This window comes from Allobosea sp. 05T438, from assembly GCF_056396025.1.
Genome location: NZ_JBFTKQ010000001.1, coordinates 190,008 through 203,397, shown reverse-complemented (window position 1 = coordinate 203,397; position 13,390 = coordinate 190,008). Strand labels below are relative to the sequence as shown.

The 13,390-nt window shown below is 64.6% G+C and carries 14 protein-coding genes; 10 read left to right on the top strand and 4 right to left on the bottom strand.

Annotation, left to right across the window (positions count from 1 at the left end; translation table 11 throughout):
• Nucleotides 1-14: 14 nt before the first annotated feature.
• Nucleotides 15-512 (bottom strand): flagellar basal body-associated FliL family protein, encoded by a 498-nt coding sequence (locus tag AC1DIN_RS01015; protein WP_476808361.1) that lies wholly within the window; start codon nucleotides 510-512, stop codon nucleotides 15-17.
• Nucleotides 513-795: 283 nt separating this feature from the next.
• On the opposite strand from AC1DIN_RS01015, the gene flgF reads away from it, so the two are divergent.
• From flgF to AC1DIN_RS00985, 6 genes are all read left to right on the top strand, one after another.
• Nucleotides 796-1,539, top strand: coding sequence for a flagellar basal-body rod protein FlgF (gene flgF / locus AC1DIN_RS01010; RefSeq protein WP_441471615.1), 744 nt, complete (start codon nucleotides 796-798; stop codon nucleotides 1,537-1,539).
• 21 nt (nucleotides 1,540-1,560) lie between these two features.
• Nucleotides 1,561-2,352: a flagellar basal-body rod protein FlgG gene (flgG, locus tag AC1DIN_RS01005; RefSeq protein WP_441471616.1), complete on the top strand. Its 792-nt coding sequence runs from the start codon at nucleotides 1,561-1,563 to the stop codon at nucleotides 2,350-2,352.
• Nucleotides 2,353-2,368: 16 nt separating this feature from the next.
• A complete protein-coding gene (gene flgA / locus AC1DIN_RS01000; RefSeq protein WP_441471617.1) occupies nucleotides 2,369-3,424 on the top strand; it encodes a flagellar basal body P-ring formation chaperone FlgA in 1,056 nt (351 codons plus the stop codon).
• Nucleotides 3,425-3,441: 17 nt separating this feature from the next.
• On the top strand, nucleotides 3,442-4,194 hold the full coding sequence (gene flgH / locus AC1DIN_RS00995; RefSeq protein WP_441471618.1) for a flagellar basal body L-ring protein FlgH: 753 nt from the start codon (nucleotides 3,442-3,444) through the stop codon (nucleotides 4,192-4,194).
• Between the two features lie 320 nt (nucleotides 4,195-4,514).
• Nucleotides 4,515-5,237, top strand: coding sequence for a 2'-5' RNA ligase family protein (locus AC1DIN_RS00990; RefSeq protein ID WP_476808360.1), 723 nt, complete (start codon nucleotides 4,515-4,517; stop codon nucleotides 5,235-5,237).
• Between the two features lie 162 nt (nucleotides 5,238-5,399).
• On the top strand, nucleotides 5,400-6,377 hold the full coding sequence (locus AC1DIN_RS00985) for an HAD family hydrolase (protein ID WP_476808712.1): 978 nt from the start codon (nucleotides 5,400-5,402) through the stop codon (nucleotides 6,375-6,377).
• Between the two features lie 121 nt (nucleotides 6,378-6,498).
• Here AC1DIN_RS00985 and dksA read toward each other — a convergent pair whose 3' ends face one another.
• From dksA to AC1DIN_RS00970, 3 genes are all read right to left on the bottom strand, one after another.
• Nucleotides 6,499-6,921 carry an RNA polymerase-binding protein DksA gene (gene dksA, locus AC1DIN_RS00980; RefSeq protein ID WP_441471620.1) on the bottom strand — a complete coding sequence of 141 codons (423 nt, stop codon included), beginning with the start codon at nucleotides 6,919-6,921 and terminating at the stop codon, nucleotides 6,499-6,501.
• Between the two features lie 184 nt (nucleotides 6,922-7,105).
• Complete coding sequence (locus AC1DIN_RS00975; protein ID WP_476808359.1) at nucleotides 7,106-8,140, bottom strand: hypothetical protein; 1,035 nt, start codon at nucleotides 8,138-8,140, stop codon at nucleotides 7,106-7,108.
• A complete protein-coding gene (locus AC1DIN_RS00970; RefSeq protein WP_476808358.1) occupies nucleotides 8,115-9,488 on the bottom strand; it encodes an MBOAT family O-acyltransferase in 1,374 nt (457 codons plus the stop codon). Before AC1DIN_RS00970 ends, AC1DIN_RS00975 begins: the two co-directional genes overlap by 26 nt.
• 157 nt (nucleotides 9,489-9,645) lie before the next feature.
• On the opposite strand from AC1DIN_RS00970, the gene AC1DIN_RS00965 reads away from it, so the two are divergent.
• The 4 genes from AC1DIN_RS00965 to AC1DIN_RS00950 are packed head-to-tail and all read left to right on the top strand — an operon-like array spanning nucleotide 9,646 to nucleotide 13,323.
• Nucleotides 9,646-10,308 carry a CerR family C-terminal domain-containing protein gene (locus AC1DIN_RS00965; protein ID WP_476808357.1) on the top strand — a complete coding sequence of 221 codons (663 nt, stop codon included), beginning with the start codon at nucleotides 9,646-9,648 and terminating at the stop codon, nucleotides 10,306-10,308.
• Nucleotides 10,305-11,264 carry an HlyD family secretion protein gene (locus tag AC1DIN_RS00960; RefSeq protein ID WP_476808356.1) on the top strand — a complete coding sequence of 320 codons (960 nt, stop codon included), beginning with the start codon at nucleotides 10,305-10,307 and terminating at the stop codon, nucleotides 11,262-11,264. The genes AC1DIN_RS00965 and AC1DIN_RS00960 overlap by 4 nt, the downstream gene beginning before the upstream one ends.
• A 29-nt stretch (nucleotides 11,265-11,293) precedes the next feature.
• On the top strand, nucleotides 11,294-12,187 hold the full coding sequence (locus AC1DIN_RS00955; protein ID WP_476808711.1) for an ABC transporter ATP-binding protein: 894 nt from the start codon (nucleotides 11,294-11,296) through the stop codon (nucleotides 12,185-12,187).
• The gene (locus tag AC1DIN_RS00950; RefSeq protein WP_476808355.1) at nucleotides 12,184-13,323 is read left to right on the top strand and encodes an ABC transporter permease; all 1,140 of its coding nucleotides are present in this window, start codon (nucleotides 12,184-12,186) and stop codon (nucleotides 13,321-13,323) included. Before AC1DIN_RS00955 ends, AC1DIN_RS00950 begins: the two co-directional genes overlap by 4 nt.
• Nucleotides 13,324-13,390: the final 67 nt, after the last annotated feature.

The following is a 13,390-nucleotide window of genomic DNA, read 5'->3' as shown; positions in this document are numbered from 1 at the left end:
GGGGATACCCCGGCTCACTGCACCAGCAGTTCCTTGAACAGCACTGCGTCGACCTTGGCCGGATAGACCGTCAGGTTGACGCGGCGCAGAAGCTCTTCCTTCAGCCGATACATGCCGGCCGAGCCTTCGAGGTCGGAGGGGCGCAGCTCACGCATGAAGACCTGGAAGGCGTCCTCGACGCGCGGCAACAGCGGCTTCACCTCTTCGGAGACCTTCGCATCGGCGATCTCGAGCACGACCTTGATCTTCATGACGGGCTGACGGTCCTGCTGGCCGCCATTGGACATGCCGATCATCATGTCCTTCATTTCGAGGAAGGTGGCGGGCTTCTTCGCCTTGGCCGCCTCGGTCGCGGCGACCTGCTCCGGCGTCGGCTTCTTCAGGAAGAACCAGCCGCCGGCGCCGGCAGCCGCCAGCAGCACGACGCCGCCGATCATGAAGAGCTTCTTCTTGCTCTTCGGCGCATCCGGACCCGACGCGCTTCCCTCTTCCGTCTTGGCTTTCTTCGCCATCTCGTCTGCGCCCCGGCCGCCGGGCCGCGTTCTGCCGCCCATGTACGCACCTTCGCCAATTACGGTTAACGCGTCGTTAAGGACGGCAGAACTTGCCGGGTCGTTCTTGCCGCTTTTGCCGTTCGTGCCGGGTTGTGGCGAGCAATCGGAATGAAAATAAAACAAATAATATCAGTGCTTTACGAAAATTAGCCATGCTGGCACGGCGATTGCGGGGAATGGGCCGTGGCGACTGCGCTGGGGAGCGTCGAGGTCGCCGCGGGACATGATCGGGAGTTGAGCCGTGGAGAACGCGCTTCTCATCGGCCTGTCGCGCCAGGTTGCCCTGGCGCGCGAGCTGGACGTCATCGCCAACAACATGGCGAATGTCGGCACCAATGGATTCAAGGCGCGCAGTGCGCGCTTCAACGAATTCATCATGCCGGTCGCCAAGGCCGACGCCTTCAAGCCGTCCGACCGGCCGCTGTCCTATGTCATCGACAACGGCACGCCGATCGACCTGTCGCAGGGCACGATCGAGATGACCGGCAATCCGCTGGATGTGGCGCTGAAAGGCGACAACTACCTCGTCGTGCAGACGCCGAGCGGCGAGCGCTACACCCGGGCGGGATCGCTGACGGTCGACCGGCAAGGCCGCCTCGTGACCCAGACCGGACTGCCGGTGATGGGCGATTCCGGGCCGATCAGCTTCGGCTCCAGCGAATATGCGATGCGCATCGCGGCCGACGGCACGGTGAGCAGCGACCAGGGCACGCGCGGCAAGCTGCGTCAGGTCCGCATCTCTGACGCGACCAAGCTCGTCAGCGAGGGCACCAACCTGTTCTCGGCGACGGCCGGCGTCCAGCCTGCCGGCCCCGAGGCGCGGCTCGAGCCTGGCGCGATCGAGCGTTCGAACGTCAAGGCCGTGGTCGAGCTGACCCGGCTCATGGAGGTGCAGCGCAACTACCAGAGCGTCGCCAACATGATCACCAAATCCGACGAGCTGCGCAGCCGGGCGATCTCGCGCCTGGCGGACCAGCAAGCCTGATAGCGGAAAGGAGCGACTCTCATGCGCGCCATGCAGACAGCCGCGACCGGCATGATGGCCCAGGAGATGAACGTCCAGGTCATCTCCAACAACATCGCCAACGTCCGGACCACCGGCTACAAGCGCCAGCAGGTCCATTTCCAGGACCTGCTCTACGAAAATTTCCGGCGCGCCGGCTCGGCCACTTCCGACCAGAACACCCAGGCTCCGGCCGGCACCTTCATCGGCTCCGGCGTCAAAACGGTCTCGACCGGCCGCGTGATGACGCAGGGCAATATCAGCCCGACCGAAAAGCCCTACGACCTCGCCATCCGCGGCGAGGGCTTCTTCCGCGTCCGCATGCCGGACGGCCGCACCACCTATAGTCGCGACGGCTCCTTCGACCTCGACTCGCAAGGGCAGCTCGTGACCCGCGACGGCTATCAGGTCGAGCCCGGCATCACCGTGCCCAACAACGCCACCAGCGTCAGCATCAACGCGCAGGGCATCGTCGAGGCCATGCTGCCGGGGCAGACTGCGCCGCAGCAGCTCGGCCAGATCCAGCTGGTGCGCTTCGTCAACAAGGTCGGCCTCGAGTCGATCGGAGACAACCTCTATGTCGAGACCGCCGCTTCAGGGCAGCCGATCGACGGCTTCGGCGGCGGCGAGGGCTTCGGCACGCTGCAGCAGAACTATCTCGAAGAGGGCAACGTGCAGGCCGTGACGGAGCTTTCTTCTCTCATCGCGGCGCAGCGCGCCTATGAGATGAACTCCAAGGTCATCACGGCCGCCGACCAGATGATGTCGGCGACGACCCAGATGTTCCGCGGCTGATCGGAGGCTTCGCATCATGGTCCGCCTCTCCCTGATCGCTCTCCTGCTCTCCGGCACCGCCACCCTGGCGGCTCCGCAGCACGGCCAGCAGCACCCGCAGCCTGCGCCGGCCTCCGTCGCACCTGCCGCCGCGGCGCCGGTTGCCGCGTTGCCGCGCAAGCTGCAGCTGCGCTCCGAGGTCAACCTCCCCCGCGATCTCGTCACCTTCGGCGATCTCATCCCGGGGCTCTCGGGCGAGACCGCCGCGACGGCCGCCTTCCGCGCGCCGGGCCTCGGCGAGACCGGCACGATCCAGGTCGCGCGTATCATCGAGGCGGCGCGGGCTGCCGGCATCATCCGCGAAACGTCGGACTTCGACAGCCAGGGCTTCGCCCAGGTGGTCGTGACGCGCGCCGCGCGCCGGATCACTGCCGCGGACATCGAGATCGCGGTGAAGATTGGGCTGCAGGAGCGCTTCGGCATCGATGCCCGCATCTTCGCGCTGGCAATCGATGGCGGCGCTCCGGCCGTTGCGGTCGAGCCCGAGCTTACCGGCGATGTCGGCGTCCTCGACCTCTCCTTCGACGCCCGCTCGCGTCGCCTGCAGGCACGGCTTGCGGTGCCCGGCAGCATGGCGATGCGGCTGAAGCCGCTGCGCATCTCCGGTCAGCTCGTCGAAACGATGGAGGTGGTGGTGCCGAAGCGCCTGATCTCCCGCGGCGAGACGCTGGGCAAGGACGATGTCATCGTCGAGCGCCGCCCGCGCGACGGGCAGGGCGGCGAGATCATCAGCGACGCCCGCGCGGCGGTCGACAAGGTCGCGCGCCGGGCACTGCTCGCCGGTGTGCCGCTGCGCGGCAGCGACGTCCAGCGCGAGGAGATCGTCGGCAAGGGCGATCTCGTCACCATCGTCTACGAGGCGCCGGGGCTGATGATCACGCTGCGTGGCAAGGCCAACGAGGCCGGTGCGATGGGCGATGTCGTCTCCGTCACCAATCCCCAATCCAAGCGCGTGCTGCAGGGCAAGGTCAGCGGGCCGGGGCGGGTCTCCGTCCAGCCCTCCCTGAACGGCCGCATCGCCAGCGCCCAGTGACCCTCATGGAAACCGCTATGTATGCGCACCGCCTCGCCAAGCTCTCCGGCCTGCTGATGCTCACCGCCTCGCTCGGGGCCTGCGGCATCGGTGACCGGCTCGCCAATGTGGGCCAGGCGCCGACGCTCTCGCCTGTCGATGATCCGACCGCCGCGAAGGGCTACAAGCCGGTGCAGATGCCGATGCCGGCGATGGAGCATGCCTCCTACGCGCCGAACTCGCTCTGGCGCACCGGCTCGCGGGCCTTCTTCAAGGATCAGCGCGCCCGCAATGTCGGCGATCTCGTCACCGTGAAGGTCAAGGTCACTGACCGGGCGCAGCTCGACAATACAACCAAGCGCAGCCGCAAGAACGGCGAGGATTTCGGTGCCGGAAGGATCATGGGCTTCGAGAACAAGCTCGACAAGTTCCTGCCGGACGGTGCGAATGCCGGCGAGCTCCTGAAGCTCGATTCCGAAGGTTCGAGCGAGGGTGCCGGCTCCGTGCGTCGGAGCGAGCAGCTCGCCACCAATGTCGCGGCCGTGGTCACCCAGAACCTGCCCAACGGCAACCTGGTGATCGAGGGCAAGCAGGAGATCCGCGTCAACTTCGAAATACGCGAGCTGATCGTGGCCGGCGTGATCCGGCCGGAGGACATCGAGTCCGACAACACCATCGACTCGACCAAGATCGCCCAGGCCCGCATCGCCTATGGCGGCCGCGGCCAGATCACCGATGTCCAGCAGCCGCGCTACGGCCAGCAGGTGATGGATATCCTGCTGCCCTTCTGACCTTTTCCGAAATCCGGACGGCGCGGAACGCTCCCCCTTGTCTCCGCGCCGGCCCGAGCCGGCGGTCTCTCCCGAGCCGCCGACAACCCCGGCCGCCCGCAACGCTCCCCAAGCCAACCAGCTGGCGGCCAGAAGCCCCGCGTTCTCCCGACGCGGGGCTTTCGTCGTTGGGCGATGGCGTGGGGAGTGTCCGGGATCGGTGGGAAGCAGAACCTGAGTGCCGCTCCGCAAGCGGACATCGCCCGATCTTGACCTGGTTCGACCATAGGCGGCGGCGAATGTGATAGGATGTGCGCTGCATCGATTTGAAGGGTTTCGCCATGTCAAACAATGCAAAATCCCTTATCGCGTTGTTCTTTGGTCTGGCGGCAGCTCTGATGAGTGTGTCGCCGTCTAATTCTCAGCAAAATCCGGTCACCGCCATCGATATCGCGCTGGAACCAGATGCAACAATGATCCAGCATGCACAGGCGGATAATGCCCGCCTGCTGAAAGCCTTCCCAAAAGGCTTTGCTCTGGACGCGACACACCATCCGCACATCACGATGCTGCAGACATTTGTCCGCACCGCCGATCTCGAAAAAGTCTACGGGGCGGTCAATAACGTCTTGTCTACCGAGAAGCCGACAAGTTGGAAATTGAAAGCATACAAGTATTACTATATCCCCTCGCCACCGATCGGGCTGGCGGGAATCGTCGTTGAACCGACAGATGAATTACATCGGCTGCAGCAGAAAATAATCGCGGCAGTTGCGCCTTTCACGGCGAAGACTGGAACGCCAGCAGCCTTCATGAGTACTGAAAATGGCCGTGACATCCAAAAATTCTTGATTGGCTACGTCTCCAATTTTCCGAAAATAGCAGCCGGCGAGAAATTCAATCCCCACGTCACGATCGGTGTTGGCACCATTCCCTATCTAGACACCATGCTCGCGGAACCCTTCGCCGCCTTTACGTTCTCGCCAGTGGGAGCTTCAGTTTATCAGCTTGGCAGTTTTGGCACCGCTCGCAAGGAACTCAGGGCTTTGGCACTGACACCCTAGGGGAGGCGGAGAGGACGCTTAAGCTCAGGACACGCGTCGCGCCCGCGTGGGCACAGTATATTTGGCTTTCATGGCAGGCGCTGGCCTCGAAAGGAGCCAATCATGTCACCGAATGCGCTTTTCTCCAGGCCTAGCCGTCGCAAACTGGTCTCGGCCTTGGCAATGCTTCCGGCGTTTTCCGGAGCCCTAACCTTCTCCGCATTGGCACAAACAGAGACTGCGAGCATTCCGCTCCCCTCTTGGAACGATGGCTCAGCCAAGCAAGCGATCCTGGCATTCGTAGCCGCTGTGACACGCGAGGGTTCGCCGGATTTCGTGCCTCCCGAAGAGCGCATCGCGACATTCGATAATGACGGCACCCTTTGGGTGGAGCAGCCTGGGCCAACTCAGTTGGCATTCGCAATCGACCGGGTGAAGGCTTTGGCGCCCCTGCATCCAGAATGGAAAGACACACAACCATTCAAGGCAGTGCTGGAAAACGATATGGAAACGCTCTCCAAAACTGGGGAGCGGGGCTTGGCCGAGTTGGTCTTGGCGAGCCACGCGGGAATGACGACAGAGGAGTTTCAGAAGATCGTCATCGACTGGCTCGCGACCGCTCGGCACCCGCGCTTCAAGCGACCATACACCGAACTTGCCTATCAGCCGATGGTCGAGTTGCTCGCCTATCTGCGCTCCAATCGGTTCAGGACTTACATCGTCTCAGGCGGCGGCATCGAGTTCATGCGTCCATGGACCGAGCGGGTCTATGGTGTACCGCCGGAACACGTTGTCGGCTCCTCGATCAAGACCAGGTTTGAGCTGCGCGACGGCAGGCCCGAACTCTTCCGATTGGCGGAGATGAACTTCATCGACGACAAGGCCGGCAAACCGGTCGGCATAAACGAGTTCATCGGACGCCGCCCGGTCGCCGCTTTCGGCAATTCCGACGGCGACTTAGAAATGCTGCAATGGACGACGCTGGCTGGAGGCTTACGCTTCGGCCTCATTGTCCACCATACCGACGCAGAGCGTGAATACGCTTACGATAGGGACTCGTCCTTCGGACGTCTCGACAAGGCGCTAGATGCCGCGATCCTGAATAAGTGGACGGTGGTCGACATGAAGAACGACTGGAAGCGCATATTTGCGTTTGAGTAGCAGCTAAGGTCCCGATTTGGGTCGGAAGGCGCCATTCCGCCGCAACTCTTGACCATCTCAAAAAAGGCCCCGCGCCATGGGTGCGGGGCCTTCGAGCTGGTAGGCAGTGAGGCGCCGTTCCTCAATCGTCGCGGAAGACGCGTTCGTTGCGCTCGTGGCGCTCCTGGGCCTCGAGCGAGAGCGTCGCGATCGGGCGGGCTTCGAGACGCTTCAGCGAGATCGGCTCGCCGGTCTCCTCGCAAAAGCCATAGGAGCCGTCGTCGATGCGAGCGATGGCGGCCTCGATCTTGGCGATGAGCTTGCGCTGGCGGTCGCGGGCGCGCAGCTCGATGGCCCGGTCGGTCTCCGACGAGGCCCGGTCGGCGATGTCAGGGTGATTCTCGCTCTCGCTCTGCAGGGTGACGAGGGTTTCCTTCGCCTCCTTCAGGATCTCGTCCTTCCAGGCGAGGAGCTTGCCGCGGAAATACTCACGTTGACGATCGTTCATGAACGGCTCGTCATCGCTCGGCTTGTAGTCCGCATCGAGGATGATCTGCTTCGACATGGGCGCGCTCTCTGAGTTGTCCGCTCACGCGCCCCTCGGCTTTGCCGTGGGAGGGTGAGCCGATTTGGCGCCCTTATAGCGATCCGTTTCAAGCGGAACAATCGCTTCCGACATCGCAATCAACGCCTTCGTGATCGCGGCCCGCCGAAAGGCCGAAAACGTGAAGAAAACCGCGATTAACCGCCTATCGTTCGAGCTTGCCGAGTGCTTCCGCGATGTCGGCCTCGACCAACCGGGCAATAGGCCCGCGATAATGGTTGTGGTCGAAGAACAGATTCGGCTCGTGCAGGGCTGGCCGATCAACCCGCCAGTCGACAAGAGCGGTGTTCGGGCGCCGAGCGGCGAGGTCGGCGAAAGCCTTTCGGCAGGCCGCGTCAGCCGCGGCGTCCGGTGTTCCCGGCTTCGAGAGCGCGGTGACGTAGACCGGCGGCCGCACGAGAATCAGGGCCGTCCGCTGCGGCGCCGACTTCATCAATTCCTCGAGCTTCGCCGCAGCGGGGAAGGGACCGTCGACGTTGCCGCCGCCCAGTTCCACCGGTTGCTCCAGGCGCGCACGAAGCTCAGGCCGTTGCTCATGGCCCTGTAGCTCATTGCCGGCCTCGTAGTCCCAGTAGCCGTCGGGGCGGGCGCGCTCGGTCTTTCGCGAGGTCAGATAGGCGAAACGGCCCGGAATTTCCTCGATCAGGTCGTAGCGCATCAGTCCGCCGACATAGTCGAGAATACTGCGGCTCAGCAGCCAAAACGGAAAGGGCCTCTCGTTCGGCAGGGCCGGGTTGGAGGTGCACCAGTAGCTGTCGATGCCGACGACGATCGCCCGGGCCGGGGGCTGGCGATGGTGTCTCAGGAACCAGTCGATCGTTGCCAGTGTCTCCCGCGGCATGGTCCCAGGAGCGATCAATGAGACGAAGGGGATGCCGGTCTTCTCGCGCAACTGCCCGGGGGAGATCAGCTGGATCTGCGAATTGCCGAAGATCGCGCCGGTGAACTGTGGATCTCGCCCGCGGCTGGCCAAGGCCGTTCGCGGCCCTTGCGGGCGCACTCCCTCTTTCAAGGCGAGTGGTGTACGGCCGGAATCATAGGGGTCGACCAGCAATGCGAGCGTCAGGAAGGCGGCCGAGATCAGCGCGGCCGCGGCAAGCAGCGTCGCGATGAAGTTCCTCCACCTGGCCGCCTGACCCGGCGTGCCGGCCGGCTCAGAACTGGAAGTAGATGAACTCATAATTCGCGTCTTCGCCGATCTTCAGCAGGATGATGACGAACAGCAGCCCGGTCAGCACGGCGATCCAGCGGGCCGGCGGCAGCTTGTGGACGAGGTTCCAGGCGGTCGGGCCGATGATGGCGAAGGCCGCGGCCAGCACCAGCGCGCGCCATTTGAAGCCGGTCCCGATCGGGGCGAGGCCGAACAGCCCCTTGTAGATGGTCATCGCCGCCTCGAAGTTCGAAGCCCGGAACAGCACCCAGCAGAGTACCACGAAGAGGAAGGTCAGGAGCCAGCCGAGCGGCGCCGGCATCGGCCAGCCGGCGCGGCGCCAGAACAGTGCGAGGATCAGGGCGAGACCATGCGCCACGCCCCAGGCGACGAAGGTGAGGCCCGCGCCATGCCAGAGGCCGCCGAGCGCCATGGTGGCGAAGAGCGCCCAGACCTGGGTCGGCAGGCCGGATCGGGAGCCGCCGAGCGGGATGTAGAGATAATCGCGCAGGAAGCGCGACAGCGTCATGTGCCAGCGCCGCCAGAAATCCTGGATGCTGAGCGAGCGATAGGGCACCTCGAAATTCTGCGGCAGCACGATACCGAAGAGCAGCGCGAGGCCCAGCGCCATGTCGGTGTAGCCGGAGAAGTCGAAATAGATCTGGAAGGTGAAGGCGAGCGTCGCCTGCCAGGCTTCCATCACGCTGACGACCTTGCCGGCAGCGGCGGCTGCGAAGATCGGGTTGGCATATTCCGCCAGCGGATCGCCGATCAGCACCTTCTTGGCGAGGCCGAAGGTCAGGAGCATCAGGCCGCGCGCGATCCGCTCGGCGGCGTCGGGGCGCTGATAGGGCCGCTCGTCGAACTGGTGCATGATCTCGCGCCAGCGCACCAGCGGACCGGCGAGCACCTGCGGGAAGAAGGCGATGTAGAGCGCGTAGCGGACGAGATCGTAGCGCGGCGCCTGCCCGCGCCTCAGATCCGTCAGGTACATGATGTGGTGGAAGGTGAAGAAGGAGATGCCGAGCGGCAGCGCGATGTCGAATTTCGGCGCCGGCAAACCGGGAATCATTCCGGCGAGACTGGCGAAGAAGTTGAAGTACTTGAATACCGCCAGAACGGCGAGGTTCAGCACGATCGCCAGCGTGATGAGCCCGCTCGACTTCGTCTTCAGGAATGCTTCGGCAATCAGCCAGTTCACCCCGACGGAGAGGGCGAGCAGCGGCAGGAAGCGCCAGTCCCAATAGCCGTAGAAGGCGAAGGACAGCACGACCAGCACCGGCAGCCGCCATTGCGGCGCGAAGCGCTCGGCCAGCCAGTGGAGGGCCAGTGCCAGCGGCAGAAAGGCGAGCAGGAAGGCGAAGGAGTTGAAAAGCATCGGGCGGGGTGGGTGAGGGAATGGCTGCCGCCTTAGCCCATTCTCCCGCGCAAGTCATGTCATGGAGCGGCGGAGTTGCCGGGAAAGCCGCGGGAGTTCTTGTGCGATATTCAATCAATCAATTGATTGAATATCGCACAAGGAGTATTTTCTCCGGATGATCGCGACCTCAGATGCAGACCGTGGAACACGGGAGGCCCTGATCCATGCGGGGCTGGAGCTGTTCGGAAAAAACGGCTTCGACGCGAGTTCGATCCGCGAAATCGCGCAGGCTGCAGGGGTCAACAGCGCCGGTATCGCCTATCATTTCGGGGGGAAGGACGGTCTGCGCCGGGCCTGTGCCGAGGCGATCGTGGCCACGATGCGGGAGCGGGTTCTGGGGCAGGAAAAGCTCGCTCCCTTGCCGTCGGGGTTGCATCCGGACGAGGCCTTGGAGGCCGTGCTCATGGCGGTCAGCCGCGTGATCGCCTTCGCCACCCGCGCTCCCGAGAGCGAGGCGATCGCCCGCTTCGTCGTTCGCGAGATGATGGAGCCGTCTTCCGCCTTCGATCTGCTCTACGAGGGCATGGTGGGGCCGATTCACGGCCGGCTTTGCGCTTTGTGGGGCATGGCGACCGGCAGGGATCGCGAAGCGCAGGGAACCAAGCTCGCCGTCTTCGCGATGATTGGTCAGGTCCTCTACTTCCGGCTCGCACGGCCCGCCGTCATCCGGCGGATGGAATGGCAGGCGATCGGCGAGGTCGAGAGCGAAGCCATAGCCAGCACCATCCGCGCGGCGGTCACGGCCTCGGTTCTGGCAGCGCGAGGAGAACGCTCATGATTCTCGGCTTTCTCTGTTCCGTCGTTCTGTTGGGCTCGATCGTTCCGGGCTGCGTGTCGGATTCGATCAGGATCGCCGGCTATGTCGAGGGCGAATATGTGCGGCTCGGACCGATCGATACGGCTCGTATCGAACGAATCGACGTGCGCCGTGGCGAGCGCGTCGCGGCCGGAAGGGTCGTGGCTACGCTGGAGACGACGGATGCGCAGAATGCGGTCGCGGAAAGCGAGGCCCGGCTGATCCAGGCGCAGGCGCAGCTCGACAATCTGCGCATTGGCAGGCGCCCGGAGGAGATCGCCGTGATCGAGGCGAGCCTCGTCTCGGCCCAGGCGCAGCAGCGCGAGGCCGAGCGGGCGCTGGAGCGGCGACAGGATCTACTGCGGCGCGGCGTCTCGACCCAGGCCGATTTCGACCAGGCGGAAATGGCGCGCGACGTGGCCGCCGCGAGCGTGCGCCAAAGCGCCGCCAATCTCGCCGTTGCGAAGCTGGCGGCACGTCCCGACGAGATCAAGGCGAGCGAGAACGCTGTCGAGGAGGCGAAGGCTACGCTGGCACAGGCACGCTGGAAGCTGGAACAGCGCCGCCTTGCGGCTCCCTCGGCCGGCCGCGTCAGCGACGTGCTGCGGCGCGTCGGGGAGCTCGCGGGACCGAGCGCGCCGGTCTTGCTGATGCTGCCTGACGGGGCAGCCAAGCTGATGCTCTATGTGCCGGAAGCGTGGATTTCGAGCGTAGAGCCAGGGATGCGGCTCGATGTCCACTGCGATGGCTGCGCGGCAGGGCTGACGGCGAGCGTCACTTATGTCTCGCCGGAGCCCGAATTCACGCCGCCGGTGATCTATTCGGCGCAGACGCGCCAGAAGCTGGTCTATCTCGTCGAGGCACGCCCGGATGGCGGGCCGCAATCGGCACTCCAGCCCGGCCAGATCGTCGACGTCATGTTGCGGGGGCAGCGGTGAGCGCGCCGCTCGCCATCGATGTGCGCGGCATGACCAAACGCTTCGGCCGGCGTACGGTCGTCGACAACGTCGACTTGGCCGTGGGGACCGGGGAAATCGTCGGCTTTCTCGGCCCCAATGGCTCGGGCAAGACGACTACGATCCGGATGATCTGCGGCCTGCTCAAGCCCGATGCCGGGGAGGGCACGGTGCTGGCGCTCGATATCCGCACGCAGAGCGCCGCGATAAAGCGCCAGGTCGGCTACATGACGCAGCGCTTCTCCTTCTACGAAGACCTGACGATCGCCGAGAACCTGACCTTCGTGGCGCGGCTCTACGAGCTGGAGTCGGTCGAGGAGGCGGTGGCGAAGACGCTCGACGGGCTCGGGCTCGCCTCGCGCAAGGACCAACTCGCCGGCACGCTCTCCGGCGGCTGGAAGCAGCGGCTCGCGCTTGCGGCCTGCATCATGCACCAGCCGAAGCTGCTGCTGCTCGACGAGCCTACTGCGGGCGTCGATCCCAAGGCGCGACGGGAGTTCTGGGACGAGATCCATCGGCTTGCCGGCGAGGGGATCACCGTGCTGGTCTCCACCCACTACATGGACGAGGCCGAGCGCTGCCATCGCATCAGCTACATCGCCCATGGCCGCATGCTGGCGACAGGAACCGTCGATGACGTGGTCGGCGGTTCCGGCCTCGTCACTTATGTCGTCCATGGGGCGCTGAAGCCCGCGCAGATCGCGGCGCTGTCGGCGGCCGAGGGAGTCGAGCAGGTCGCTCCGTTCGGCGCGGCGCTGCATGTCGTCGGGACGGACAGGGACAAGCTGGAAGCCGCGCTTGCGCCGCTTGCGCGCGAGAGCGGTGTCCGGGTCGAGCCGGGTGAGACCAGCCTGGAGGATGTCTTCATCAAGTTCATGGCCGACGCAGGGGAGCGGGCGGCATGAGCGCGCTCTTCTCCATTCGCCGGCTTGGCGCGCTGCTCGCCAAGGAATTCGTGCAGATGCGGCGCGACCGCATCACCTTCGCGATGATGCTGGCGGTGCCGATCCTCCAGCTCCTGCTCTTCGGCTACGCGATCAACAACGACCCGCGTGGCCTGCCGGCCGCGATCCTGGCGCTCGGGCAGGACCGCTATACGCGCGCCGTGGTCTCGGCGCTGGAGGTCTCGGACTACTATCGCTTTCGCGAGCGGCCGCAGAGCGCGGCGCAGGCGGAGAGCCTGATGGCCAAGGGGGATATCTCCTTCCTCGTGACCATTCCCAGCGATTTCGGCGTGCGGGTCGAGCGGGCTGACCAGCCGCGCATCCTGGTCGAAGCGGATGCGACTGATCCGGCTGCTGCGAGCGGCGCGGTCTCGGCGCTGGGGACGATCGTCGGCCGCGCGCTGCTGCGCGTGCAAGGCGAGCCCGAAACGAACCCGGCTGCCGCCGGCGCGGACGGGCTCTCCTTCGTGGTCCATCGCCGCTACAATCCCGAGAACATCACGCAGTACAACATTGTCCCCGGCCTGCTCGGCGTCATCCTGCAGATGACGATGGTGATGATGACGGCGATGGCGCTGACGCGCGAGATCGAGCGCGGCACGATGGAGAACCTGCTGGCCATGCCGACGACGGCCGGCGAGATCATGCTCGGCAAGGTTTTGCCCTATCTGGTGGTCGGCGCGATACAGGTCGTGATCGTGCTCAGCGCGGCCAAGCTGCTCTTCGGCGTGCCGTTCCTCGGCGGGCTTGCGCTTCTCCTGAGCTGTGTCCTGATCTTCGTTCTGGCGCTGGTGCTGCTTGGCTACACCATCTCGACGATGGCGCGCACGCAGCTTCAGGCTATGCAGCTCACCTTCTTCTTTTTCCTGCCATCGCTGATGCTGTCCGGATTCATGTTCCCCTTCGCAGGCATGCCGGGCTGGGCGCAGACCTTGGGCGAACTGTTTCCGCTGACGCACTTCCTGCGCATCATCCGCGCGATCATGCTGAAGGGCGCCGATCTCGGGGATATCGGCGACGAGGTGTTCTATCTCAGCCTGTTCGTGCCGGTTTATGCCAGCGTTGCACTGATGCGGTTCCGGAACACGCTGGATTGAGCGGAGCTGCCGCATGAAATGCAGGTCGCCGAAGTGACTTGCAAAATGATAGTAACTGAATTAGCTG

Bases quoted from the DNA above. Each gene is read 5' to 3' on its own strand.
- AC1DIN_RS01015 (WP_476808361.1), bottom strand. From the start codon at position 512: ATGGCGAAGAAAGCCAAGACGGAAGAGGGAAGCGCGTCGGGTCCGGAT.
- flgG (WP_441471616.1), top strand. From the start codon at position 1,561: ATGCGCGCCATGCAGACAGCCGCGACCGGCATGATGGCCCAGGAGATG.
- flgA (WP_441471617.1), top strand. From the start codon at position 2,369: ATGGTCCGCCTCTCCCTGATCGCTCTCCTGCTCTCCGGCACCGCCACC.
- flgH (WP_441471618.1), top strand. From the start codon at position 3,442: ATGTATGCGCACCGCCTCGCCAAGCTCTCCGGCCTGCTGATGCTCACC.
- AC1DIN_RS00990 (WP_476808360.1), top strand. From the start codon at position 4,515: ATGTCAAACAATGCAAAATCCCTTATCGCGTTGTTCTTTGGTCTGGCG.
- AC1DIN_RS00985 (WP_476808712.1), top strand. From the start codon at position 5,400: ATGCTTCCGGCGTTTTCCGGAGCCCTAACCTTCTCCGCATTGGCACAA.
- dksA (WP_441471620.1), bottom strand. From the start codon at position 6,921: ATGTCGAAGCAGATCATCCTCGATGCGGACTACAAGCCGAGCGATGAC.
- AC1DIN_RS00975 (WP_476808359.1), bottom strand. From the start codon at position 8,140: ATGAGTTCATCTACTTCCAGTTCTGAGCCGGCCGGCACGCCGGGTCAG.
- AC1DIN_RS00970 (WP_476808358.1), bottom strand. From the start codon at position 9,488: ATGCTTTTCAACTCCTTCGCCTTCCTGCTCGCCTTTCTGCCGCTGGCA.
- AC1DIN_RS00965 (WP_476808357.1), top strand. From the start codon at position 9,646: ATGATCGCGACCTCAGATGCAGACCGTGGAACACGGGAGGCCCTGATC.
- AC1DIN_RS00960 (WP_476808356.1), top strand. From the start codon at position 10,305: ATGATTCTCGGCTTTCTCTGTTCCGTCGTTCTGTTGGGCTCGATCGTT.
- AC1DIN_RS00955 (WP_476808711.1), top strand. From the start codon at position 11,294: ATGACCAAACGCTTCGGCCGGCGTACGGTCGTCGACAACGTCGACTTG.
- AC1DIN_RS00950 (WP_476808355.1), top strand. From the start codon at position 12,184: ATGAGCGCGCTCTTCTCCATTCGCCGGCTTGGCGCGCTGCTCGCCAAG.